Consider the following 23690-nt stretch of genomic DNA (forward strand, 5'->3'; position numbering starts at 1 on the left):
CGTCGTGAACGAGGGGCTGGGACATGAGGGAGAAGCGGTGGAGCTGAAGGCAGAGGAGTTGCGGCTGGTGGCGATTCGCCGGCGGGCGACGCAGCTGGCGGTCGCGTTGGTGACGGAGCCGTTCTCAGCCGACACCCACGAGCAGCTGCGGTCATACGTGGAGCGGGACGCCGATGAGGCGCAGGTGCTCGTGCGGGAGGTGCTGGCGCTTCCGCCGGCGCGGCTGCGCGAGCGGATCGCCGAGCTGACCCGGTCCAAGACCGTGCGGGGCGAGGTGACGGCGTGAAGCCGACGAAGTTCGGCCCTGTGGGCCACGGCAAGAGCCAGGCCCTGAAGGCGGCAGTCATGAACCAGGTGGCGGCCAATCGCCGCGACGGCCGGCGTATCTGGGTTCTGGACCCGATGGGTACCTGGGGGCATCTGCTGCGGAAGGGGCCGCGGTCATGAAGTGGCGCCGTAAGGAAAAGCAGACGCCGCCGGTGGAGGAGTCCGCGCAGCCGGACACCGGGTGGGCCACCACGTCGATGTCGACGGGTGCCATGGCGAACTGGACGGCCGTGGTGCGCTGGAGCGCCTGGGGCCTGCTGCTGACGGGGCCGCTGCTCGGTGGCTTGGCGCTGGCCTCCACCGCCCAGCCCGCGGCCGTACCCACGCGGGCCGAGGCGCCGCGGGCGCAGCCGGCGTCGTCGGATGCGGTGGCACCGGCCGGCTTTGCCGAGGTGTACGTCGCCGCCTATGTGAAGGCCGGCGACAGTGACGCGGACGCGGAGGAGCTCGCGGCGTTCTACCCGGCGGCGCGTTCGATGTCGTGGTCGGCGCAGGGCGGTTCGGAGCACGCGGAGTCGGCGTCGGCGGTGCAGGTACGGCAGATCTCGGCCGGCTACTGGTCGGTGACCGTGGCCGCGCGAATCACCGGCTCGGCGAAGGACGCCGACAGCGGCCGCGTCCGGTACTTCCAGGTGCCGCTCCGGGCCACTGGCGGCCGCGGGGCCTCGGGATGGACGGCCGCGGCGCTGCCTGCCGAGGTCGCAGCCCCGACCGGCTCCAAGAGCGCAGCACCTGAGCTGTCGTACGGCACAGCGCACGCGCCGCTGGATTCCGATCCGGCGGTGCAGACGGTCCGCGGCTTCCTGGCGGCGTACCTGACGGGGCGAGGCGAGCTGGACCGCTACCTCTCCCCCGGCACCACGCTGCACGCGGTGCGGCCGGCTCCGTACACGGCGGTGACGCTCACGCAGCTCGCCGACCACGGCCAGGGCCCGGCTGAAGGTGCCGAAGCCCAGACGCCGCCCGACGGTGTCCAGCGCCGGCTCCTGGTCGACGTCGAGGGCGAAGGCAAGCACACCAGCAGCCGGCCGATGACGTACGCGATCGAACTGCGGGCCCGTGACGGCCGGTGGGAGGTCGCCTCCCTTGAAGCCGCGCCCGCCCTCGCGACGCCCGGCACGAACTCGAACTCTCAGGAAGGACAGGGCTCATGAACGAGCTCATGCAGATGGCAGGAGCCATCTCCGACGCCAACAGCCTCGTCAGCCAACTCAAGAACTTCTTCCTCGTGGGCGTGCTGGGGCTGATGTACGTCGTCTCCATCGCCTTTGTGTGGGGGCAGACCAAGAGCGTGCTGAAGGCCGGAGTCGCGGCCATCGGTGGTGCGGTGGTCCTGGCCGTCGTCGTCAACATGACCGTGCTGCGAGACAAGATCGGCGAGGACATCAAGAACCCCTCCGGTGGCACCGCGGCCCCGGCCGCGGTCCGCGTCGTCGACCACATCGACTCGCTGGACGGCGGCCGGCGATGAGCACCACTGCTGCTTCGCCGGAGCCGCTGATCGGCCGCTGCTTCACCAAGGCGCGCAAGCACACCCTCGTGGTGGGGCACTGGCCCGGCGGCGGCCGCATCTGGGGCGGCCCCTACACGGTCCCGCAGATCATCGTCGCAGCCGCCATGTTCGCGCTGCTGTTCCTCACCCGCGGGCTGTGGGCGCACCACGGCCTGGTCGATGTCCTGCCGCTGGTGGGAGTGCCGTACGCCCTGGCGCTGGTCGTGGGGCGGATCCACGTCGATGGCCGCAATCCCCTGTCCGTTGCCACCAGTGTGCTGGGCCTGGCAGCGAGCGGAAGCGCGGGCCGGATGGACGGCCGTCCCGTGCGCCAGCGCCGAAGCGGCGCGCTGGTGGGCGTCTGCACTCTCACCTGGCAGCCGCCGAACGAACCCGGCCGCTCGGCAGAACCCCTGGCGGAGGCCCTTTCCCGCGCCAAGCCGGGACGTCCGGCACCCGCGCCGACCGTCCCGGACGACAGGCCGGCCGCCGATCGGCCCGCGGCCGACGCCCCCGTGGTGCGGGTGGCGTCCGGCGTCGGCGCGCTGCTCGCGGCACGGGCCGCAACGACGAACACGAACGAGCAGGGGCAGTAATGCGAATCCCCGTACGGCACATCGCCGGAAACGTCATCTGGACCCGCCACGGCACCTGCTGGGCACTGTGGCGGGTGGAGGGCAGCGGACACGCGCAGTCCTCCCGCACCGTCAAGGAACGCCGACTGCGCGCCATGGAATCTCTGGTCAAGCAGCTGCACGGCGAGGCGATGCTGCTGAGCCTGTGCCCGCAGGTCGACCCGGCCTCCGTGGTGCGCAAGATGACCGACGGCGTGGACCTGGCTTCCTGCGAGCGCTACGCGCAACTGGCGACGCGGGTGTGGGACCAGCTGGAGCACTTGGAGCTGACCAGCCGCGCGGACTGGCTGGCCGTCCCGCTGCCCGCCGGCAGCAAGAAGCAGGCGGCCGGCATGGCGATCGATGCGGCCCGCGTGGAAATGGCCCAGCAACTGGGCCTGCTGCCCGCACCGGTCAGCGCCCGCGAGGAAGTGCGCCGGCTGCGGCAGGCGCAGGACCTCGCGGCGACCTGGCCGGCGACCGTGGCGCTGCGGCCCGCTACCGAGGCCGAGATTCTGTGGATCTACGGGCACAGCGCGCGGCGCGGAGTGCTGGAGCCCCTGCTGCCCGACCCGGAGCAGCACGCCGGGCGCGGCCGCGGCCGCGGCGCAGCAGCGCTGGGGCAGGTGGTCCTGGCCGAGGGCGCCCTCCCCGCCGCCGAGGACAGCGACGATGACGGCGCGCACCGGGGCCGGTTCGGGCGGCGCTGGCTGCAGGTGAGCACCGAGTGGGGCGAGTCCTACCAGACGGTCTTGGCGCTGTCGGAGATGCCCGAGCGGTTCGTCTTCCCGGGCAGTGAGTACCTCGCTTCCCTGGATGAGTTCGCCTTCCCCGTGGACTGGGCGATGCGCATCAAGGTCACGCCCGGTGATGTCGCCGAGGCCAAGGCCCGTCGGCAGGCGCGCGAGTTGGCGGGCCAGGCCGGGGAGTACGAAGGCGAGACGGCCGGTGTCCCCTCGCGGGTGCTGGACGCCGCGGACGGGATGGACGAATACCGCACCGCCATCACCAGCTCGAAGACCGAGGTGGAGGTCCAGGCGATGGGCGCGCTGTGCGTGTGGGGCGCCACCCCGGCCGAGGCCGAGGCCCGCGCAGCCGACCTGCAAACGCACTTCGCCGGCAACGACTACACCTTCACCCGCCCGCTCGGCGAACAGGAGAACCTCTGGTACGGCATGCTTCCGGGCGCCCGTACCCCGAAGGTCATGGCCTCCTACGCGCAGGTGCTCCTCGCCCGGGACTTCGCCATGGCCGGTGCGTTCGCCGGCAGCGCGCTCGGCGACGCCAAGGGCCCGCTCTACGGGCTGCAGCTGGCCGGCGGCGGCACCCGGCCCGTGCTGACCGACTGGTCACTGGGCCCGCAGAAGTCGGCGAGCGCGTCTGCGGCGTTCATCGGTGAGCTCGGCGGCGGCAAGAGCGTCGCGATGAAGACCGCCGTCTACAACACCCTCGCCGCCGGCCGCAAGACGGGGCAGCCGGGCAGCCGCGGCCGGGCGGTCATCGTCGACCGCACCCCACAGCAGGAATGGGTCCGCTTCGCCAAGACGTGCCCCGGCACCACCCAGGTCATCACCATCGACCACCAGGCGCAGGTCTCACTCGACCCGCTGCGCACGATTCACGACCGCTCGCAGGCGCAGCGCCGCACCGAGTCGTTCCTGACGCTGCTGCTGGGCATCGGCCCCATGAGCGACCAGGGCATCGCGCTGTCAGAGGCGATCGAGGCGACACTGGCCGGGCCGGCGCCGTCCATGGCAGCGCTGACCGGCGAACTGCAGGCGCGCGGCAAGCGCGATGCGACCTCGAACGCCGTGGCGCGCAAGCTCACCTCGGTGGCCCGCAAGGACCTGGCCCGCACCATCTTCGACCCCGCCCTGCCGGTGGTGGACACGTCGAGGGCGGACGCGATCGTCTTCGCCACCGCCAACCTGGCGCTGCCCAAGGAGCACGAGCTGGCGGCCGACCGCCTGTCGACGCTGGAGTTCGAGAAGGTCTTCGGCCGGGCGGCGCTGTATCTCATCGCGGCGCTCTGCCGAGAAGTCTGCTTCGCCAACCCCCATGAGTTCTGCGTGGCCGTGTGGGACGAGTGCTGGTGGCTGACCTCCTCCCCTGAAGGCATGGCCCTGCTCCTGGAGCTGGTCCGCGACGGTCGCAAGCACCATGCCGGTGTCTTGGCCGGGTCGCATGACGGCGAGGACATCGGCCCAGAGGCGTCCGCCACCGGGCAGGTCATCCGCGGGCTTTTCCCCAGGAAGTTCCTCTTCCGGCAGACCGACGTCGCCCTCGCCAAGCGCGGCCTCGCCTTCCTCGACCTCGACCCGGCCGACGAGGACCTGGTCGAGCTGGTCACCACGGGACTGTCCCCCATGGACGTGGCCGACGAAGTCCGCGCCCAGCGGGCCGGTGAATGCCTGCACCGCGACCTGTACGGCCGGCTCGGTGGGATGCAGGTCGTCATCCCGGCCGACCCCGAGGCGGCTGCCGCCATTCACTCCGACCCGACGCTCGCAGCATGAGGTGGCTGCGCCTGGCCGGGCAGACGGCGTGGATAGGGCGGCGGGGTACCTGGCGGCTGGTGCTGGTGCTGTGCGCCGCGGCGGTTCTCACCACGGGGCTGGCCGCGCGTGCGGCCGCGACTCCCGAGCCCAAGCCCTCCGTGTCGACATCGACCAGTGCGCAGCCTTCCCCCTCCGGCTCCAAGACGCCCGGATCACCCGGCCAGAAGCCGGCGCCGGACGGGCGTGCGGGCGTGGCCTACGAGGACACCGCGCAGGGCAAGGCGGCCGCGAAGAAGGCGCAGCGGGAGGCCAAGGAGTCGCTGCGCAAAAAGCTGCACCGGCTGGGCATCGGCAAGGACGACCTGCTCGACTCCTTCCATGTCACCGATGAACACGGCATCCCCGTCAGCGCGTTCAAGGTGGACTCCGAGAGCGGCGAGTGGTCCGACTGGGACCTGAAGGTCGAAGAGTGGCTGACCAGCCTGCTGTTCATGTGCACCAAGTGGCTGGTGGCCTTCGCCTGCTGGCTGCTGACCTGGGCCCTCGGCTTCAAGCTAGCCTCGCTGCTCCTCAAGCCGGCCCTGGCGGTATCGGACTCCCTCTACAACAGCGTCCTGCTCCAGCTCGGCCTGCCGGGCCTGTTCCTCGCCTTCAGCGGCACCGTCGCGGCCTGGCATCTCCTCTTCGGTGACCGCTCCCGTGGCTGGGGCGAGCTCACCGCGTCCCTGCTGATCTCCGCCCTCGCCGTCACCAGCCTCGCCTCGCCACCCCAGACGCTGCTCGGCCCCGACGGCGCCGTGGGCAAGGCACGCGATTTGGGGGTCGCCGTGGCCGCCATCGTCATGGGCGACGAGGACCCCACCGGGCATGCGACCGATGCCGTTACCGGCATCACCACGCCGATCACCGATGAACTCGTCAACGCCTTCGTAGTGCAGCCGAGCATGGTGCTCACCTACGGCCAGACGTTCACCGACGACACCAAGGACAAGTGCGCGTCGCAGTTCACGTCCTCCCGCATCACGACGGCGTTCGTCAACCAGCAGATCGCCCAGCAGACCAAGGCCATCAAGGACATGCCGGGCGCCGGGGACATCCTCCTGCCCGGAGTCGGCGGCAAGATCGAGGACTTCGTCAAGGACAAGGCAGCGCAGTGGGGCGTGGACACCTTCGGGACCAAGCCCGACGCCAAGTTCGAGAAGGCCTGCGTCAGCGGCAACACCAAGGCGGCGAAGAAAGCCTCCGTGGACAAGCTGGCCGGAGCGTTCTTCATGCTCTTGGCAGCGCTGCTGGTCTGTGTGCTCATCATCGGGCTCGCCGGCGGCTACCTGGCCGCCCAGGTATGGCTCGCCGCCGAGGCGATGCTGCTGCGCTGCGCGCTGATCGCCGGCACCCTGCCGGGGCCCAGCCGGGCATGGCTGTGGTCGCGCGGCGCTGCGATCGCCCGCGGCCTGGCCCTGCTTATCGTCCTGGTGGTGGGGCTCGGCGTGTTCGTCGTCGCGGTCACCGCCGTGGTCTCCGCAGCCCCGGCAGATGTCCCCGGCGGCATCGTCGTTCGCTTCGTCACCGTCGACATCCTGTGCGTGGGCGCGCTCATCTTCCGCAAGCGCCTGATCCGCAAGTCGCACCAGATGGCCGCCCGGCTCAAGACCCGCGTCGGAGCCTCCAAGCTCGGCGGCGCAGCCGCCCCGTCCGACCTCGGATCCGGTGGCGGTGGCGGTCGGCGCGGCACCTTGGGCAAGATCGGCGGGGCCGCGCTGATGCTCGGCCTGATGGCCGCTACCGGCGGCACCGCTGGTGCGGTCGGCGGTGGCCTGGGCCGGGCCGGCAGTGCCCGCGCGCTCACCGGGCGCCTGGCCAAGGGCGCCGGGAGTCTCGCGCGGGGCGCCGAGCGGACGGTGCGTGCCGGAGCCCGAACCGGCATGCGGGCAGGTCGCGTCGGCCTGAAGGGCACGGTGGGCCTGCCCGTTTACGGGCCGCGGGCCGCACGGCGCACTGCGGCCGCCGTGCAGGCTGTGCCCGGCCAGGTCACCACTGCGGCCACCCAGCTCAAGGACCGCCTCGATACCGCGCGCAATGTGTATGAGCCGCAGGTGCGGGACTTCGCCGACGAGTACTGGCGCGGCATCGGCGGCCGCTGGATCAGCAACCGCGTCCGAGCACGCCGCGGCCTGCCGCCGCTGCCCTCCCGCCCCGCGGGCCGCTCGGCCCGCCGAACCACCGGGCCTCTGTCCTCCGCGGCGCATCGTGCCCCGGGCCGGCCGCTCAATCCGACGCCTGCCGCGTCGCCGCGGCGCAGCCGTCGGCCGCAGATGGTGCCGCAGCGGCCGCTGACCCCGCCGGCCTCCAGCCAGCAGGCGAGCCTGCAGCAGCGCCTCCACCGCATCCGCACCCGCGCCGCCGCGTCCAACCAGCCCGTCACCCCGCCCGCACCGCCGCGCCGCCAGCCCCCGCTGCCCCGGCCCACACTGCCCAGGAGGCGGCCGTGAAGAAGCCAGCCATCGCTGCCGGCGCCGGTATAGGGGTCGGGGCCATCGCGCTGATCGGTGTGCTGGTGTTGTTCATCGCTGCCGTGGCGAACGGCGCCGCCGGCCACCAGGAAGAGCAAGAGACGGACGGGACGCAGATCTCGGCGGCTGGCGGTCCGGTGGGCGACATCCCCTCGAAGATGCTGACGCTCTACCGGCAGGCGGCGCCGGCCGCGTGCAAGGGGCTGGACTGGTCGGTGCTCGCCGCGATCGGCAAGGTCGAGACCGACCACGCCCGCCACCCCACCATGCTCTCGTCCGCGGGGGCGGTCGGGCCGATGCAGTTCCTGCCGGCCACGTTCAAGGGGTACGCGTACCCCGTCCCGCCCGGCGGCGCCAACCCGCCCAGCCCCTGGGACGCGACCGACGCGGTGTATGCCGCGGCGCGGATGCTGTGCGCCAACGGCGCCAAGGCCGGCACCAGCAAGGGGCTATACAAGGCGATCTACTCCTACAACCACGCCGACTGGTACGTGCGCAAGGTCCTCGCCCAGGCGAAGACGTACGCGGCCGCGCAGCCCAGTGGGCCCGACTCGAACGCTGACGTTGGCTCCAACGCGATCGTCCAGGCCGCGTACACCCAGCTCGGCGTCCCCTATGTGTGGGGCGGCGGCACCATCAACGGGAAGTCCGGCGGAGGCTTCGACTGCTCCGGACTGACGTCGTACGCCGTGTACCAAGGCACCGGCCACAAGGTGGTGTTGCCACGCACCTCACAGGCACAACGCCACGTCGGGACCTCCGTTCCACGCAACCAGATGCGGCCCGGCGACCTCATCGTCTTCAACAAGCACAGCTGGGGACACGTAGGGATCTACGCCGGCGGCAACCGCATGATCGACGCGCCCAAACCAGGCAAATCAGTCGAGGTCATCAGTCTGGCCGGGTACGGGGAGAACTACGCGTGGGATATCCGACGTGTCGGGTGAGAAACGGTCTCCGTTCGCTACAGGCAGGCGGACGGTCAGCTGATTGAGACAGACCTGGACCGGTTCGACATCAGGTAGCCGGCGGTCTGCCGGTGCGGGACTTCCGCTGGTACCAGGGCGGCCGCCATTACTCGGGCTGGTACTACGCCGCCGCGGTACTGCGGCTATCGAGGGCACCGTTGGTGCGGCCTCTCACGAGCGTACGAGCGAGAGCGGCCAACAGCGCAGGCTCGGTTCGGTCGGCGCGCCATGCCCGCCCTTCGTCCGGCCACCGCCTGGCTTTATCGAGCAGTAGTGGCTCTGGTCCACTTCTTGTGGTCGCGTACGCAGGGTGACTGTTGATCTTTGTGTGATGCGGGTTGAGGTCGCCCGAAAATCGCCCGGCTGGAACACACTGTGGTCGACAGTCCTTCGTCGTGAGCGACCTGCTGCAGCTGGATGAGTTGCTGTTCTTCTCGGTCGACGGTGTGTCGGTGGTGTCGGTCAAGGTGGCCGACAGCGCCGTCCGGGTCGAGGCCCGTACGACTGCCCGGCAGGCTCCCTGCCCGGGATGCGGGTGCTGGTCAGGGCGAAGACACGGCTCGTATCTGCGGGTTCCTCGTGATCTGCCAGCGGCCGGCAAGCCTGTTGTGGTGGCTCTGCGGGTGCGTCGCTTCGTCTGCTCGGAGGAGAACTGCCAACGCAGGACGTTCGCCGAGCAGGTGCCAGGACTCACCCGCCGGTTCGGCCGACGTACCGAGCGGCTGCGCTCCGCATTGGTCTCGGTCGGCCTCGCGCTCGCAGGCCGGGCCGGCGCCCGGATGACGGACGTCTTCGAGGCGCCGGTCAGCCGCAACACCCTGCTGAGACTGATCGCCTCGCTGCCGGACCCTCCCGCCGCGACGCCCCGCGTTGTGGGCGTGGACGAATACGCCCAGCGCAGGGGCCGAATCTACGGAACTGTGCTCGTCGACGTCGAGACACGTCGACCGGTGGACCTCCTGCCGGACCGGGAGGCTGACACGCTCGCCGCCTGGCTCGCCAAGCGTCCCGACGTCGAGATCGTCTGCCGTGACCGCGCTCCCTTTTTCGCCGAAGGCGCCACGCGCGGGGCCCCGCAGGCCCTGCAAGTTGCCGACCGGTGGCACCTCTGGCACAACCTGGGCGAGGCCGCCGAGAAGTGCGTCTACCGGCACCGCGGCTGCCTCCGACCGGCCCCGGCTCCGCCGAACAAGCAGCACAAGGAAGTGGAGCCTGCGGTGTCTTCACCCTGGCCAACGGGCCACCGGTTCGCTGAACGCACCCGCGCCAAACACGCCACCATCCACGCGTTCCTGGCCGCCGGTCACAGCAAGCGGTCCGTCGCCCGGCAACTCGGGATGACCCTCAACACCGTCATGCGTTTCTCCCGAGCCACCACCCCGGAGGAGATGTTCACCGGCCAGTGGCAAAGCCGTGCGACCCCGCTTGACGCCTACAAGCCCTACCTCGACCAGCGCTGGCAGGAAGGCTGCACTAACGCCTGGAAACTGTGGGAGGAGCTCTGCGAGCAGGGCTATCCACGCGGCTACAACAGCGTCCGCGACTACGTCAGCCGGGTACTGCGCGGCAAGCCCCAGCCGGTCGGGCCACGGCCGCCATCCGCCCGCGCCGTCACGCGTTGGATCCTCACGCACCCTGACGCCCTGGCCGAAAGCGACCGGCTCCACCTCAAGGCCGCACTGGCGAACTGCCCTGAGCTAGCAACCCTCGCCGAGCACGTGCGCTCTTTCGCCCAGATGGTCACCCACCTGCAAGGCGACGATCTCCCGCAGTGGATCGAATCGGCCAGAGCCACAACCGACCTGATCAGTCTCAGCCGGTTCGCCCAGCACCTCGAACGCGACCTCGACGCCGTCACCGCCGGCCTCACACAGCCTTGGAACTCGGGTGTCGTGGAGGGACACGTCAACCGCATCATTCTGTGGAATCAGATTTGTCAAGCTTGCGTTGCTTTGCCCTGTCGGACGTCGATGATCGGCAGGAGCCGGGCCGTGGCGGGTGCCTCGATCTGGCGGGGTGTCGGCCCGGCCGGAGTCGGGGTATCAGCGAGCCTCGCGAGGAGTTGGTCGATCGCGGTCTGACCGTCAGTGACTGCGGATTGTTCGTCCTCGGTGAGCGGGATCGAGACGGCCATCTTCTGCAAGTTTTCTCTGGCTTCAAGGAGTTGAGCCTTCGTGGAGTCCTTGGGGGTGTAGAAGTCGCAGCGTGCGCAGGCCATGCGGTGCTGGCACTGCTCGAAGAAGGTGTAGGTGCAGTAGCCGTGTCCCAGGTCGTAGTGCTGCCAGGGCTCGCCGGAGGCTGCGGCTCCGGAAGCGACCGCGTCGCGGTCGACCAGCACCTCGATGGTGCGGACGTTCCGTTCGAAGTAGCCGGCCTCGGAATAGGCTTTCGACAAGGTGTTCGGTGTGATCTTTGCGTAGTACTGGGTGGATTGCGGCGATCGGTGTCCGAGCCAGGCTTGCAGTTCGAACAGCGTCATCGGTTCCTTGGCGTTGTAGAGCTGGCTGGCGATGGTGGACCGGGCCCGGTGGCTGGTGATGTTCCCACGGACGTCGGCGTCCGGGACGCCGGCCTTGCGGCAGAGCATCGGGATGACCGTGTTGTTGATGTAGTGCGTGGAGACGCGGCGGGCCCGGATGGCGAACAGCAGGTCGACGCGCTCGCCGGTGCGGCGGTCGGTGAACTTCGGCTGATCCGGGCGGACGGCCTGCCAGGCATCGACGGCCTGGCCGAGGATCGGGTCGACCGGCTTGCTGAAGACGGTGCCGGTCTTGTGTGGCGGGACGTCGAGGAGACAGACGGTGTCGCGGGCCAGGACCCGTTGCGAGTCACCGTTGATGGGAGTGCCGTCGTGCTGCCAACGGATGCAGCCCACCCTCAATCGGGCGATCTCGTTGCTGCGTTGACCGGAGAACAACCAGGTCAGTGTGACCGCGCGGACCAGTTCGAAGGGGTAGAACTGCCCGGCCTGGGACTGTGGGAGATCCGCGGCTTCCAGGTTCAAACCCGCCCACAGAAGCTTCGCCCAGACCTCATCGGCGATCACCCGCGGGTCGGGGCCGAGGAGGGCAGTGATGCTGCGAGGGATCGCCAGCGCGCGCAGTGGGTCGAAGGTGCGGGGCAGCCACTCCCATTCTTGGCAGTCCCGGAAGAAGGTCCGCAACGCGGTGATCTGCCCGGCCTTGGTCGCCGCTTCGAGTGGCTTGCCGAGACGGTCCCCCAGGCCAGCGGTCCGCTGAACGTAGTCACCGACCCTCATCCGGTCCACTGCGGCGATCCAGGTCGCACAGGTCTGCCGCGTCCAGTCTGTCGGGTCAGCAACGCCGGGCTGTTCCGCGGCTATCCACCGGCCCACCCTGAGGAGGGCGGAACGCATGGCGCCGCGGACGCCCGGGGTGAGCGTAGAGGTGGCGTACCAGCGATCGACCCATTGTTCCCACGTCTTCGCGCCACCGGTCGCCCGTGCCGAGTGGCGGCCTGTGCTGGGCTGCGGTGGATCACAGAATCCGAGTTGGGCAACTGCCCGCTGCGTGGCGTGCAGGGTGTAGCGCTGTGAGCCGGCAAGCATCTTCTCGCGCCGGATCCTGTCGAACAGCGAGGTATCGAGATCCTCAAGATGCGGGCTGCGGTTGAGGAGAAACAGCTGGCAGACGACCATCGGCAGCAGAGTGTCGTCGTCCCGCCCCAGTTGGTATCCCCAGGAGGCGAGGACTGCGCGGATGCGTGCGATCTCGCTGCTCACCCGGTCGCGTCCGAAGATCCGCCAGGACAGGGTGAGTCGTTGGAAGCTGCCGAGTTGGTGGAATTCGTTGAAGGAGCCCAGCAGGTAGGCGTGCGCGGCGAGATAGGGGCGGACCTCGTCGTTGACCCAGCCCGGGGCGTGCTGGTGGAACTCGGACTGGTTGCGGCCGAGCAGATGGATCCACTCCTGCGGGGTCCATCCCCAAAAGGTTCGGCCGGTCTCCGCGCAACGTGTCAGCAGCACGGCGATCACGTCGAGCATGGCGCGTCGACGGTGCGGGGTGGGTGGCGAGTCAAGGGCGGCGTTGACCGCTTCCAGCGGGCCCAGCAGACGACGGATCACCCGCCACCCGGCAGCGGACGGATCGTGGTCCTTGAGCCGGCGCAGATTCTGCACCCCGAGTTCGCTCACTGCCAGGGCCTCGGCGGGCTGGACCTCGACGGCAGTGTCGTAGTGGTCCGGGACGATCGGCCAGGACCAGCGTCCGTCCCCGCCCTCCACGACGGAAGTGGCCGACGACGAGCTCACCGCGATACCTCCGCGGACGCGGCGTTCGGGGAGGTGAGCGCCTGTATTCGCCAGGCGTGAATGTGCTCCATCCCACGGGCCAGTTTGTCGGCCAGGTCCCGGCCGGACAGATGGATGTACTGCAAGGTGGAGTCGGTGTGACGGTGGCCAGCGAAGGAGGCGATCATGTGCAACTCCCATCCCATCCTGGCCAGATCGGTCAGACACAGGTGTCGGGTGGTGTGCGTGGAAAAGCGCGGGACGTCGGCCGTCACGGCGATCCGGCGTACGACCTTCGACCACGTCCACAGGCTCAGCGGCTGTGCGTAGTTGCGCCGCGACTCCGACAAGAACAGCGGTCCTCGCGCCCTACTGATGGTGGCCCGGTGCGCGAGATAGGCCGACATCAGCACCCCGGTCGACGCCGAGTACGGCACCACCCGCTCCAGCCGGTTCTTCGTCGTCTCCGCCCGGACCCGCAGCGTGCGGTGGGCCGGATCCAGATCATCAGTCCGCAGCGAGCACAACTCCTCGCGCCGCAGCGCGGCGTCGTAGGCCAAGGCAAGCATCACACGGTTGCGGATCGGCTCCTGCCGGGCCACCTCCAGGATGTGCAGCCACTCCTGTTCGCCCGGGATCCAAGGCAGCTTCGTTAGCCGCGGCACCAGGCCGCGCTGCTGGCCCCCGGCCCGCCGACCGGGGGTATATCGGCCCCGGCCGACAGGGTTGGACTCCCGCAGGCCCTCTTCCATCAGGAAGTCGTAGAACAGACGGACCGGCACCAGGCGCTGCTGGATCGTGGCGTTAGCCAGTCCCGACCCTGAATCGATCGAGATCACGTTCCCACCGCGACGATGGGGCCGCGAGGTCAACTCTCGTACGTAGACGGCGATATGGGCCCGGTTCGCGGCGACCGGGTCGATGCCCTCCCGTTCGCACATCAGCAGGTACTCGGCCAGTCCGCGACCGTAGGCGTCGATCGTGCGCGGTGCACGTCCGAGATCCGTCCAGACCGACAGCCAGGCCGTTGCCTGCTCGTGCCGGGCGAACACCGGCCACCTCTCCGTTAGCCCCGTCGTGGCGCTCAAGTGATCTCCCAAGTCCGTGGTTGCACCAGGGGGACATGATCACCCCGGCAGATTCCACGTAACTTTTAAGATGCTCAAGCGCCAGATGTTCGGCCGTGCAGGGTTCGAACTCCTTCGCAAGCGAGTCCTACTGGCGTGACCGAACGTCACCACTCCACAAGAAGTGGACCAGAGCCTGAGTTCGAGCATGTCGTCGCCGGCCTGGCTGCGGCCCTGCGGGTCGGCGCGATGACCGCTGACGCGGTCGCTCTGGAAGCCCGCAAGGCCGCCCAAGCTGAGCTCGAACCTACCCCTGCGGCAGACCAGATGGCCTCCGGGAAGCCGTCGGCGACGGTGACGTCCCTGCACGAATGGCGGCTCGCGCACCTTCCTACGGACACCAGGCCGCTGCCCTCGGTGGCCCCCTATGACCAACTGCTCCGGCGCCGACGCACCAGCGGCAACGACCACCGTGAGGGAGAAGCCCAGTGACTCTGCCCCGCCAGCGAGGCTTGACCGAGCAGGCCGCCGACGCCGCCATCGACAGCGCCTGTCGGCTGCTGCGGCTGCCGTCGATCCGCAACGAGTTCTCCGACATCGCCGACCGGGCGATCAAGGACCAGCTGACCTACCGCGGTTTTCTCGCAGAGCTGTTGATGGCCGAGTGCGACGACCGTTCCCGTCGCCGCTCGGAACGACGGATCAAGGCGGCTGGCTTCCCGCGGGAGAAGTCGCTGCGGGCGTTCGACTTCGACGCCAACCCGAACATCGACGCGGCGACCATCCACACTCTTGCCAGCTGCGAGTGGATCAAGAAGAGTCAGCCGCTCTGCCTGATCGGCGACTCCGGCACCCGGCAAGTCCCACATGCTCATCGCCCTGGGCACCGAGGCCGCGATGAAGGGCTACCGCGTCCGCTACACGCTCGCCACGAAGCTGGTGAACGAGCTGGTCGAGGCCGCCGACGAGAAGCAGCTGAACAAGACCATCGCCCGCTACGGCCGCGTCGACCTCCTCTGCATCGATGAGCTGGGCTACATGGAACTCGACCGCCGCGGCGCTGAACTCCTCTTCCAGGTTCTGACCGAACGCGAGGAGAAGAACAGCGTCGCCGTCGCCTCCAACGAAGCGTTCGGCGGCTGGACCAAGACCTTCACCGACCCCCGGCTCTGCGCGGCCATCGTCGACCGCCTCACCTTCAACGGCACCATCATCGAGACCGGCACTGACTCCTATCGCCTCGCCAGCACCCGAGCACGAGCCGAAGAGCCTGCCAAGGCCAGCTGAGTGCGATAGCTGCCGATCTTGACCTGAGCGACGAGGGGGTTGAGGGACATCGGAACGAAGGCCGGTGCTAAAAGATTGTTGTATGTGGGTTCAGCGAGTGATCGAACTGACCGGGTGGGAGCCACTCGGGACCTCCGTCGACTGGGCGGCGATCGAGGGAGAGCTGGGTGTTCCGCTGCCGGCGGACTACAAGGAGCTCTACGAGGCGTTCGGCGGCGGCGTCTTCAGTGATTCCCTCTACTTTCTGGGGCGCGACGAAGGCCCCGCGTTCGACTTCCTGACACAGTGGCGGGTCGACCTGTCGGTCGACCAGGGCAGCAAGCTCGGAGACGTCTCCGCCGTCGAGCCCTATGCGATCTACGCGCCGGGCAGCAAGGGGCTGGTTGAGTGGGGCTCCACCGAATGGGCCGACGAGTACTTCTGGCTGATCGATGTCGATCGGCCCGGCGAGTACCCCGTCCTCGCGCGGTCCAATGACGTCGGCGCATGGCACCGGTACGACATGTCCATCTCGGAGTTCCTCTACCGCGTCCTTGCCGATGCCGATTTTCAACCTTTTGGGATCGCGCAGTACAACCTCGGCACGACGTTCAAGCCCGGCTCAGGCGACCCCTTCGACGGCCAACCACTCTGACGAGAGGCTGGCTGTCCCACGTTCGTGGACACGACAGTGCCGTCGTTTCTCATCGAGATCCGTGAGCCAGGTGATCACCAACTGCCTCCGGAACCGCTCGCCAAACGCTGTTCCTAGAGATCAACGAAGCCAACCGCCGGTGCAGACAGTGACCGTGCCGAGGCCGCTCTCCCAGCGAAAGGAGAAAAAGACGAGGCCCGTGTGTCACATCGGGACAGATTCAGCTCCCTTCTCTGTCTGAGGCGGCAAGGTGTGCCGCCCGGCGAGGAGGCACAGATGAATTCGCACGGGGTCACGACGAGCCAGCGGGACCTGCGATGACCGGCATCCTGCCCCGTACCTCGGAGGTGGGGCACTGGATGTGGTCGCTGTTGGAAGCCGGTCTGGCGAGCCTGTGGTGGATCGCCCTTGCGGCCCTTGCCGCTGCGGCTGTGTGGGTGGCGGCAGCGGTGTGGTGGCGGCAGCGCGCGGTGCGCGAGCTTGCCGGCCGTACGCGGGTGGAGCTGGTGCCGGCGGCCACGTTCGACCCGGAGCTGACCGAGGTGGGTCGCGTCGCGGGACGGCTGGCCAGCGTGCGCTCCGCCAGCGGGACGCTTCCCCGGCGCGCGGCCGCGGTGCGCATACGCATCGCGGCGGGTGAGGAGGGGCGCCTGCACTACTGGTGGGAGGGGCCGGAGCGCTCAGCTGGAGTGCTGCGGCAGTCCGGATACCGGCGGGTCGAAGTTGTCGCTCCTCGCGCTCCCTCCGCACGACGCTGGCGCATCCGGTTCGCTGGTGCTGCGCCGCTGAAGCGGGGTGGATCGTGGTGAGCGCCGTCAACCTGACCAAGCCAGCCGCCACGGGCAGCAGCGTGGAGGGGCCGCGTTACGTGGCGCGGGCCGAGCTGGTGCTGGCCGGACCGGATCATCGCCCGCTGGGCAAGGCCGGGTTGGCCCCGGACCCTCTGGAGCACCTGGCGGCGGTGTGCGCCCAGGTGCGCACCGAGGCCGGTGAAGAGGCCGAGCTGGTCGTCGACCTGGTCCCGGTGCCCGGCCGGAAGGTGGCACGGCGGCGCCGCGCCCTGATGGGGCGCGCCACCCGGCGCGGACCGTCCGCGTACGGCGAGCAGCTCGGCGGTGGCGGCCGCGGGGGCGGAGCGATGGAGGTCCTGCGCGACGGCCTGGGCGTCTCCGCCGGTGGGGGTGTCAAGCAGTCGGCGAGGGTGCCGCGGCAGAGTGACCTGTCCGAGGGGGTAGGGAAGTTCACGCCCGGCGCAGATACGCAGGTGTTCGCCGTCCAGGTGCTGGTACGCTGTGTGGCCCGGCATCCTCAGCAGGCGCAGGCTCGCCTGCACCAGATGCTGGCGGCGATGGAGGCATTCAGCGGTGAGAACCGCTTCGTGCCCATCGGCCCGAAGTGGGGCCCGTGGCGTCGGTATTCGAATGCGTGGTGGCTGCGGAGTCGTTTCGACCGGCGGCTGGAGCGGGGGGACTTCGCGCCCGCCCGTCGGCAGTGGGTGACGTGGCAGGAGATCGCCGGCCTGCTCAAGCCGCCCACCGCCCGCTGCGACGCACCCAACGTGGCCCGCTGCGGCGGTGTCGTCCCGCCAGCGCCGGCCGCACTGCCGACGTGGACCGGGCAGCGCGATGTCTTTCCGCTGGGCCGGGTGACGGGCCCCGACGGCAACGAGCGGCTGGCAGGCGCCTACGCGAAAGACGTGCTCTTCGGTGCCTCCTACGGGAAGTCGGGGTTCGGCAAGACGGAGAAGGCGCTCGTGGAGTGCCTGGCCCGTGCCTACGCGGGCGACGGCGCCTGGTTCCTCGACCCGCACGGTGCGGCGTGGCAGCGGGCCCGCCCCTACCTCGCGCACCCCGCGGTCGCCGGCCGGGTGTGGGAGATCAACCTGGCCCGCCCGGCCATGGACGACCGGATGGCGTGCTGGAATCCGCTGTCCATGGAGGGGCGGCCCATCGAGGAGGTGCAGGACATCGTCGGCTCGGTGGTGGGGGCGATCGCCTCCGCCCATGCGTGGGGGGAAGGCGCGACCCGGGCCAGAACTCTTCTGTCCAGCGCGGCGCGCACCCTCGCCCACCTCTCACACCACCTTGTGGCCAGCGGGCGTCCAGAGCTGCAGCCGACCGTGTTCCAGATCAAGACGCTGCTGGAGGACGAAGAATGGCGTGAGGCGGTGCTGGCGGTCCTGGATCCGGCTGAAGCCGTCTTCTGGCGCAAGTCCTTCCCCCACATGGAAGCCGGCGCGCTCAATCCGGTGACCAACGCTCTCTACCGACTCGACAACTCCCTTTCCCTCAGGGCCTTTCTGGGCTCGCCTCGGTCGGCGTATGACGTGCGGCGGGCGATGGACGAGCGGCAGATCGTCTTCGTGTGCCCGTCCGGGACCGGAGAGAGCGACGAGCTGGTCACCGCGCTGCTGCTGTTCGACCTGTTCCGAGCCGGTGCCTCCCGCATCGACACCCCCGTCGAGGACCTGGTGACGCTCTGGGCGTGGGCGGACGAGCTGACCGCGGTCGACGGGGCCTCCCACGGCCACATCGCCAAGATCCTGGAGCAGCTGCGGAAATTCGAGGTCCGCTTCATGGGGATGACGCAGATGGCAATGCGGCTCAGCAACGAGACGCGCGCCGCCCTCATGCAGAACCAGAGCCTGTTGTCGGCGACGGCCGCCGACTTCGACGAGGCCGCCTTCGTGGCCAAGCGCCTGCCTGGGGTCGACGCGGAGACGGTCCTGGGCCTGGACAAGTACGAGTACATCCAGTCGGTCATGCTCCGCGGCAAGCGCACCACACCCTTCAGGGTCCGCGGCGTCCCGGTTGATGAGGTCTTCGCCGAATACCGCAACGAAGCGGGGCTGCCGGCCCTGGATGCGGCGATCGACAAGAACCTGGACCGCCGCACGGTCGGCGAAATCCTCGCCACACAGCGCGGCCTGGACGACGCGATCCTCGCCCACCTCACCACCGGCCGGACACAACCACCGCGCCCGTCCGGCCACAGTTCCAGCGACGTGGTCCGCACGCTCCGCCCCGTCTGACCCCTCCCACAGAAAGGCTTCCGATGCCACGCCCGCGCTTCCTGGACCCCACGGATCGGGGCCTGTCCCAGCTCGGACAGGAGATCCTGCCCGTGCTCTACCGCCACCGGCTGCTGACCGCCGGCCAGCTCACCCAGCTCCTGCGCCCGACTGCCACCTCCACCCGCTACATCCGCCGGCAGCTGGAGGTACTCCACGGCCGCGGCCTGGTCGATGCGTCGGTCCGGCGTACCAGCCGCGCCGGCGAACTCCTTTGGTACACGACCGCGCTGGGCTGCGAGGTCGTCGAGGGCGGCGGCGAGCTCGCGCCGCGGGCCTACCGCATGACGGAGGACGCGGCGGCCAGCCAGCTGCAGGAACACACCCTGGCGGTCAACACCATGGGGCTGGCGTTCGTGCAGTACGCCCGGCGCCTCGGTGACGAGTGCGGGCCGCTGGACTGGGACCCCGAGGTCGCCCACCGTGTCCGTGACGGCGACAGCCGTCTGGGCGATGAGGCGTTCCTGGTGCCGGACTCGGTGCTCCGCTACATCCACACCACCCACACCGGCGACGGTGGGCAGCAGCGGATGCTGCTGACGTTCTTCTGCGAGATCGACCGCACCACGATGAGCATCGCCCGCCTGGCCGCGAAGCTGCACGCCTACGCCCGCTACGCCCGCTACATCCCCCAGCCGGCCCTGGGTCGCGGCCGGCCGAAGGCAGGCGGGTACCGGCGGGAGGCATGGCGCGCCCGCTACCCGTCCTTCCCCCGGATCCTGCTAGTACTGGACGGGGCGTCGCAGAGTCAGCTGGCGAAGCGCACCGACGATCTGCGGGCCCTGGCGGCCGCGGACGTACGTCTGCAACCGGCCGCAGACCTGCAGGCCGGAGTGACCACCCTCGAACAGCTCCGCGCCCACGGTCCGTTCGCGCCGATCGTCACGCCGGTCCTCGGTGATCCCGAGCCGACCGATGTCCTGCTGCGCACGTCTGCCGCTGCCACGTCTGTGGCCTGAGTCGAGGAGAGACAGACATGTTCAACTTCCTTCGCCGTGCACGCCGCAGCGTGCCGGCCGAGTCCATGGGCGTTGCCGTTGTCGACGTCACCGCCTTCCCGGACCGGCATACCGAGCGGTGCGCGGACTTCGCCGTGGTGGCGCAGCCGCTGGGGCCTTTGGTGACCGAGATGATCGCCCGGCACACGCACACACGGCATCTGTCGTGGCTGTCCGAGCGGGAGCAGTGCCCGGACTCGTACCGACGGCCGCGGCACGATCGGCGATCTGCTGACCGACGACGCCCACCGCACTCGCCGTGGTCGCGTGCCGGAGCAACAGGATGCGCGGGCATCGGAGCCTGCCGCCTCTCGCCGCGGTGCGGGCCCTGAATAGGCAGTACCGGCGCAACCGGCACCCGAGCAGTCGTGGTCGCAAAGGACGTTCGAAGGAGAGGTCGAAGCCAAGGTACCGGCACGCCAATGCCGGATTCCAGCCCCATCTCTCGTGAGACTGATCTTGGAGCCTCTGAGCTGGCACAATCGGCGCCCCGGCAGGGTGCGACGCCCTGGTGGTCGCATGCGAGGGGGCAGCAGTGAGGAAGGCCGGATGGATCGTTCTCGGGACGGTGGCGGGGCTGGCGACGGGGTGCGCCAGCAGCCCTCCCGCGAAGCAGCGTCCCGCCGGCGACAGCAAACCGAAGGCGTCGCAGCCGGTGAAGCGTGAGCTGCCCGAGGGCATGTACAAGCTCGGCGAGGGCGTGACCACGGAAGAGGGGAGCTGGAAGCTGACTCCCTCTGCGTTAACGCAGGTGACGCCGACCTCCAGGGCCAAGGGCGTGCCGCGTGGGTGGCGTCCGGCGAAGATGACCTGGACGATCACCAACAAGACCAGCGAGATTCAGCAGCTGCTGGACCTCTCCCCCACTGTCCGGTATGGGGCGATGGGGCGGCCCGCCGCCGAGTTCACCGACGCCGGCATCGAGGGGATTCCCGACGCGATCAGCGACGATCCGCCGCGGGTCAAGCCCGGCGGGGCCTACACGCTGACGGTGGGTGTCGCGGTACCGGCCGACGCGGCCGGAGAACCAGTCACCATCACCACGCGCCCGTCGACGGTGTTCGGGAACATCGGGGACGTCGACTTCTTCGAGGGCCCGTTTCCCGGGGCAGCTGCCCGCAAGGACTCCGTCCTTCGTCCGCGGCCGGCACCGGAAACCGACAAGGCTTTGGCGTTCGGTCAGTGGAAGGCGGATCCGCAGATGACTGTGGATCACGTCCGGCGGGAGGGCGCCGCCGGTGACCGGGCGACGTTCTCCGGGGAGCTGACCGTGCGCAATGCCGCGGCGGTGGCGGATCTGCCCTACACGCCGATGAAGAAGAGCGTGCGCGTCTACTACGGCGATGAGCTGAAGGAGGCGGAACTGATCCCGGGTGGGTCCGGAGCTGCGGACATCGGTTTCATCGCTCCGCAGCGGGCGGCTACCCATAGGTTCCATTTCTCGTTGCCCAAGGGGGCTAAGGCGGAGTCGGTGACGGTCGAGGTGACCGACCTGGGGAAGGCTGAGGCCACTTTCGAGGGCGAGATCGCTGACTAGGTGTCATATCGGGATTCTCGTCACATCTCACGGGCTCCCGTGCCGGGAAGTCGGCCACTGCTCCGCGCCGAATTGCCGGAGATGCGGCGATCGTCCCGCAAAAACAGACTTCGTGGTCTGTAAATTCGCAGGTATCGTACAGGTTCGGCCACCCGTATGACGCATTCCCGCCCTTGCGGTGAGTGATCAAGAAAACCGTTCCACAGCAACAGAGTCACGAAAATTGCATGTAGATCGCGCCCTAGGGGAGGGAGCACTGATGCGAACCGCACGAAGCCGGGACCGGTACCGCAGGTCGCTCAAGAACAGCATGATCGCGCTGTTTACGGTCAGTTGCACATTGGCGGTCACCTCGTGCAGCGGCGCCTCTGACGATCCAAAGGCTTCTCCTACACCGTCGGCGGCCCAGCCGACCACGTCGGCGGACCCCACCGAGACCGCCAAGAAGGACGCCGTCGCCACCTACCAGGCGTACTGGAAGGAGGTGGCGAAGCTCTACGCCGACCGCAGCGGCAAGAGCGCAAACCTCAAGAAGTACGCCGCATCGGCGGCGCTGAAGAACGTCGAGTCGGACGCGAAGCAGGCCCACGACCACAACCGGATCCACATCGGGAAGGTCACCGTCGGCAGTCCGACCGTGACCGACCTCGACGTGAAGAGCAAGACGCCCAGGGCGACCCTCTCCAGCTGCCTCGACATCTCCCAGTGGGAGGTCGTCGACGCCAAGACCAAGAAGCCGCTCTCGCTCCCGTCCAACCGGCTCACCAAGTACGTCATCAAGTCCGAGGTCGAACGCTGGCCCGGAGGATGGCGCGTCATACGTGACGAGCCCCAGGGCAAGCGGTGCTGACCCGCAGGAGCGCCGCGAGAACCGCGGCGCTCAGTGCAGCCGCGCTCACTCTCGCCCTCCCCGTTCCCGCCTACGCCGATGGCCCGGCCGATGCCCATTGCGGCCTGTTCACCTGCCAGGTCGAGGCCAAGGACCCAGGCAGCGACGGCAAAGCCGCCGGCGGTCACGGCGGAGGGGAGCACGCCGGCGGCGGAGGCAAGAAGAGCAAGTGGAGCTGCACCTACAAGCGCGCTGATCCCCAGCCGCCGGCCGGATCTCTGGACTGGGAAGGCCACAAGCCCGGCGACGGCGCCGTGTATGAGCAGACCTGCTCCTACGGCAGCGACGACACGTACCACGTGATTCAGATGGTGTGGGCGGCCGTCCCGCCCAAGGACGGCGTCGACCCTGCGGTCCTCGCTCAGCGAGCTGTGGACACGATGCGGCTGCGCGGCCCTGCCATCGGCATCGTGCCGAAGGCCAGCGGCAAGGGCCTGGTGGGACTGCCGGTGTGGATGTGGACCTCGAAGGGTCCCGAGACCTACGGTCCGAACACGGCCACGGCGTCCGCTGGTGCGGTCACGGTCAGTGCCACGGCGAAGGTCTCCCAGATCGTGTGGGACATGGGCGATGGCCACCAGGTCACCTGCACCACGGCCGGCACGCCCTATAAGTCGTCGTACGGGAAGCAGAGTTCGCCGGACTGCGGATACCGCTACAGCCACTCCTCCAAGGACGAGCCCGGCAAGAAGTATCCGGTCACCGCCACTGCCACCTGGAGCATCGACTGGCGTGGCGGCGGCCAGACCGGTCAGATCACCCAGACCCGCCAGTCGCAGACCCAGGTCAGCATCGGCCAGCTCAAGGTCCTCAACTAGTTCCGCGGACCAGCACGTAACGGAAAGTCGGGCGCGATGAACCACACCAGCACCTCCCAGATCCCTGCCCCCACCACCGCGCCTCCGATGCGGCCCGAGACGCCGATCGGGGCCAGCCCCGCGCCCCGGCGTCGCAAACGCTCCACGCTGGTGCTCGGCGTGCTGATCACGCTCGTCGGTGTGCTGGGCACCTCCATGCTCGTGCGCAGTGCCGGGGACCGGGTCGACGTCTTGGCCGTGGCTCGGGACGTCCCGGCCGGACAGGAAATCACCGCCGAGGACCTGACCACCGCAGCGCTGCCCGAAGACCCTGCCCTGAGGCCGGTGAAGGCGAGCGAGAAGGACAGCGTGATCGGCAGGCGTGCCACCACTCCCCTGCACCGCGGTGAGCTGCTGGCCAACTCGCAGATCCACGGCGGCAAGACGCTGCCCGACGGCCAGGAGCTCGTGGCCGTTGAGGTCCAGCGCGGCGCCGCGCCGTCCGACGCGCTCGCCCCCGGCGATCAGGTCAAGGTCGTCTCCACACCCGGCAAGGACGAGGCGGCCCCGGCCGCAGGCTCGAAGTCGGCCAGCCTGGAGGAGATTGAGGCGAAGGTCGTCAAGGTCGGGGCCCCCAACGCCGCAGGGGCCGTCGTCATCCAGGTTGCCGTCGACTCCACCGACAGCGCGCAGCTCGCCGCCCGTGCCGCCACGGGCCGGGTTGCCATCGTGCTCGCTGCGAAGGGCTGAGCA

18 protein-coding genes and 3 pseudogenes are annotated in these 23690 nt (G+C 69.4%); 19 read left to right on the plus strand and 2 right to left on the minus strand.

Annotated features, from left to right (window positions below; genetic code table 11):
- Positions 1 to 4 precede the first annotated feature (4 nt).
- The 9 genes and pseudogenes from OG422_RS30920 to OG422_RS30960 form a co-directional block, all read left to right on the plus strand.
- The gene (locus tag OG422_RS30920; protein WP_326615662.1) at positions 5 to 286 is read left to right on the plus strand and encodes a hypothetical protein; all 282 of its coding nucleotides are present in this window, start codon (positions 5 to 7) and stop codon (positions 284 to 286) included.
- Positions 283 to 447, plus strand: coding sequence for a hypothetical protein (locus tag OG422_RS30925; RefSeq protein WP_405748130.1), 165 nt, complete (start codon positions 283 to 285; stop codon positions 445 to 447). Before OG422_RS30920 ends, OG422_RS30925 begins: the two co-directional genes overlap by 4 nt.
- Positions 444 to 1481, plus strand: a complete 1038-nt coding sequence (locus tag OG422_RS30930) for a conjugal transfer protein (RefSeq protein WP_331759792.1) — start codon at positions 444 to 446, stop codon at positions 1479 to 1481. The genes OG422_RS30925 and OG422_RS30930 overlap by 4 nt, the downstream gene beginning before the upstream one ends.
- Entirely contained in the window at positions 1478 to 1798 is a 321-nt protein-coding gene (locus OG422_RS30935) for a hypothetical protein (RefSeq protein WP_331759794.1), read from the plus strand. Before OG422_RS30930 ends, OG422_RS30935 begins: the two co-directional genes overlap by 4 nt.
- Positions 1795 to 2415 (plus strand): hypothetical protein, encoded by a 621-nt coding sequence (locus OG422_RS30940; RefSeq protein ID WP_331759796.1) that lies wholly within the window; start codon positions 1795 to 1797, stop codon positions 2413 to 2415. Before OG422_RS30935 ends, OG422_RS30940 begins: the two co-directional genes overlap by 4 nt.
- Positions 2415 to 4949 (plus strand): ATP-binding protein, encoded by a 2535-nt coding sequence (locus tag OG422_RS30945; RefSeq protein ID WP_331759798.1) that lies wholly within the window; start codon positions 2415 to 2417, stop codon positions 4947 to 4949. Before OG422_RS30940 ends, OG422_RS30945 begins: the two co-directional genes overlap by 1 nt.
- Positions 4946 to 7420: a hypothetical protein gene (locus tag OG422_RS30950; protein ID WP_331759800.1), complete on the plus strand. Its 2475-nt coding sequence runs from the start codon at positions 4946 to 4948 to the stop codon at positions 7418 to 7420. The genes OG422_RS30945 and OG422_RS30950 overlap by 4 nt, the downstream gene beginning before the upstream one ends.
- Positions 7417 to 8388: an NlpC/P60 family protein gene (locus OG422_RS30955; RefSeq protein ID WP_331759802.1), complete on the plus strand. Its 972-nt coding sequence runs from the start codon at positions 7417 to 7419 to the stop codon at positions 8386 to 8388. Before OG422_RS30950 ends, OG422_RS30955 begins: the two co-directional genes overlap by 4 nt.
- A gap of 488 nt (positions 8389 to 8876) precedes the next feature.
- Positions 8877 to 10316, plus strand: a pseudogene (locus OG422_RS30960) (ISL3 family transposase); the annotation flags it as partial.
- Between the two features lie 29 nt (positions 10317 to 10345).
- Here the strand turns inward: OG422_RS30960 and OG422_RS30965 are convergent.
- Together OG422_RS30965 and OG422_RS30970 are read right to left on the minus strand one after the other, a co-directional pair.
- The gene (locus tag OG422_RS30965) at positions 10346 to 12679 is read right to left on the minus strand and encodes a tyrosine-type recombinase/integrase (RefSeq protein WP_405748134.1); all 2334 of its coding nucleotides are present in this window, start codon (positions 12677 to 12679) and stop codon (positions 10346 to 10348) included.
- A complete protein-coding gene (locus tag OG422_RS30970; RefSeq protein WP_331759806.1) occupies positions 12676 to 13710 on the minus strand; it encodes a site-specific integrase in 1035 nt (344 codons plus the stop codon). The genes OG422_RS30965 and OG422_RS30970 overlap by 4 nt, the downstream gene beginning before the upstream one ends.
- 219 nt (positions 13711 to 13929) lie before the next feature.
- On the opposite strand from OG422_RS30970, the pseudogene OG422_RS30975 reads away from it, so the two are divergent.
- The 10 genes and pseudogenes from OG422_RS30975 to OG422_RS31020 form a co-directional block, all read left to right on the plus strand.
- Positions 13930 to 14217, plus strand: a pseudogene (locus tag OG422_RS30975) (IS21 family transposase); the annotation flags it as partial.
- A pseudogene (gene istB / locus OG422_RS30980) lies at positions 14214 to 15012 on the plus strand (IS21-like element helper ATPase IstB). The pseudogenes OG422_RS30975 and istB, both read left to right, overlap by 4 nt.
- A 97-nt stretch (positions 15013 to 15109) precedes the next feature.
- Entirely contained in the window at positions 15110 to 15646 is a 537-nt protein-coding gene (locus OG422_RS30985; protein ID WP_405748135.1) for an SMI1/KNR4 family protein, read from the plus strand.
- A 317-nt stretch (positions 15647 to 15963) separates the two neighbouring features.
- On the plus strand, positions 15964 to 16455 hold the full coding sequence (locus OG422_RS30990; RefSeq protein ID WP_331759811.1) for a hypothetical protein: 492 nt from the start codon (positions 15964 to 15966) through the stop codon (positions 16453 to 16455).
- Positions 16452 to 18677 (plus strand): ATP/GTP-binding protein, encoded by a 2226-nt coding sequence (locus OG422_RS30995; protein ID WP_405748137.1) that lies wholly within the window; start codon positions 16452 to 16454, stop codon positions 18675 to 18677. The genes OG422_RS30990 and OG422_RS30995 overlap by 4 nt, the downstream gene beginning before the upstream one ends.
- Positions 18678 to 18700: 23 nt before the next feature.
- Positions 18701 to 19675 carry a replication-relaxation family protein gene (locus OG422_RS31000; RefSeq protein ID WP_331759814.1) on the plus strand — a complete coding sequence of 325 codons (975 nt, stop codon included), beginning with the start codon at positions 18701 to 18703 and terminating at the stop codon, positions 19673 to 19675.
- 574 nt (positions 19676 to 20249) lie between these two features.
- Positions 20250 to 21251: a hypothetical protein gene (locus tag OG422_RS31005; RefSeq protein ID WP_331759816.1), complete on the plus strand. Its 1002-nt coding sequence runs from the start codon at positions 20250 to 20252 to the stop codon at positions 21249 to 21251.
- A 259-nt stretch (positions 21252 to 21510) separates the two neighbouring features.
- The gene (locus OG422_RS31010; RefSeq protein WP_405748139.1) at positions 21511 to 22101 is read left to right on the plus strand and encodes a hypothetical protein; all 591 of its coding nucleotides are present in this window, start codon (positions 21511 to 21513) and stop codon (positions 22099 to 22101) included.
- A complete protein-coding gene (locus tag OG422_RS31015) occupies positions 22095 to 22958 on the plus strand; it encodes an ATP/GTP-binding protein (protein WP_331759820.1) in 864 nt (287 codons plus the stop codon). The genes OG422_RS31010 and OG422_RS31015 overlap by 7 nt, the downstream gene beginning before the upstream one ends.
- 36 nt (positions 22959 to 22994) lie before the next feature.
- Positions 22995 to 23687, plus strand: a complete 693-nt coding sequence (locus OG422_RS31020) for an SAF domain-containing protein (RefSeq protein ID WP_405748141.1) — start codon at positions 22995 to 22997, stop codon at positions 23685 to 23687.
- The last annotated feature ends 3 nt before the right edge of the window (positions 23688 to 23690 follow it).

The organism is Streptomyces sp. NBC_01525 (assembly GCF_045040405.1).
In the GTDB taxonomy this organism is placed as follows: domain Bacteria; phylum Actinomycetota; class Actinomycetes; order Streptomycetales; family Streptomycetaceae; genus Streptomyces; species Streptomyces benahoarensis.

Excerpts from the sequence above, each read along its gene's own strand:
- OG422_RS31010 (WP_405748139.1), top strand. The coding sequence starts at position 21,511 with ATGCGAACCGCACGAAGCCGGGACCGGTACCGCAGGTCGCTCAAGAAC.
- OG422_RS30950 (WP_331759800.1), top strand. The coding sequence starts at position 4,946 with ATGAGGTGGCTGCGCCTGGCCGGGCAGACGGCGTGGATAGGGCGGCGG.
- OG422_RS30940 (WP_331759796.1), top strand. The coding sequence starts at position 1,795 with ATGAGCACCACTGCTGCTTCGCCGGAGCCGCTGATCGGCCGCTGCTTC.
- OG422_RS31000 (WP_331759814.1), top strand. The coding sequence starts at position 18,701 with ATGCCACGCCCGCGCTTCCTGGACCCCACGGATCGGGGCCTGTCCCAG.
- OG422_RS30935 (WP_331759794.1), top strand. The coding sequence starts at position 1,478 with ATGAACGAGCTCATGCAGATGGCAGGAGCCATCTCCGACGCCAACAGC.
- OG422_RS30990 (WP_331759811.1), top strand. The coding sequence starts at position 15,964 with ATGACCGGCATCCTGCCCCGTACCTCGGAGGTGGGGCACTGGATGTGG.
- OG422_RS31020 (WP_405748141.1), top strand. The coding sequence starts at position 22,995 with ATGAACCACACCAGCACCTCCCAGATCCCTGCCCCCACCACCGCGCCT.
- OG422_RS30930 (WP_331759792.1), top strand. The coding sequence starts at position 444 with ATGAAGTGGCGCCGTAAGGAAAAGCAGACGCCGCCGGTGGAGGAGTCC.
- OG422_RS30945 (WP_331759798.1), top strand. The coding sequence starts at position 2,415 with ATGCGAATCCCCGTACGGCACATCGCCGGAAACGTCATCTGGACCCGC.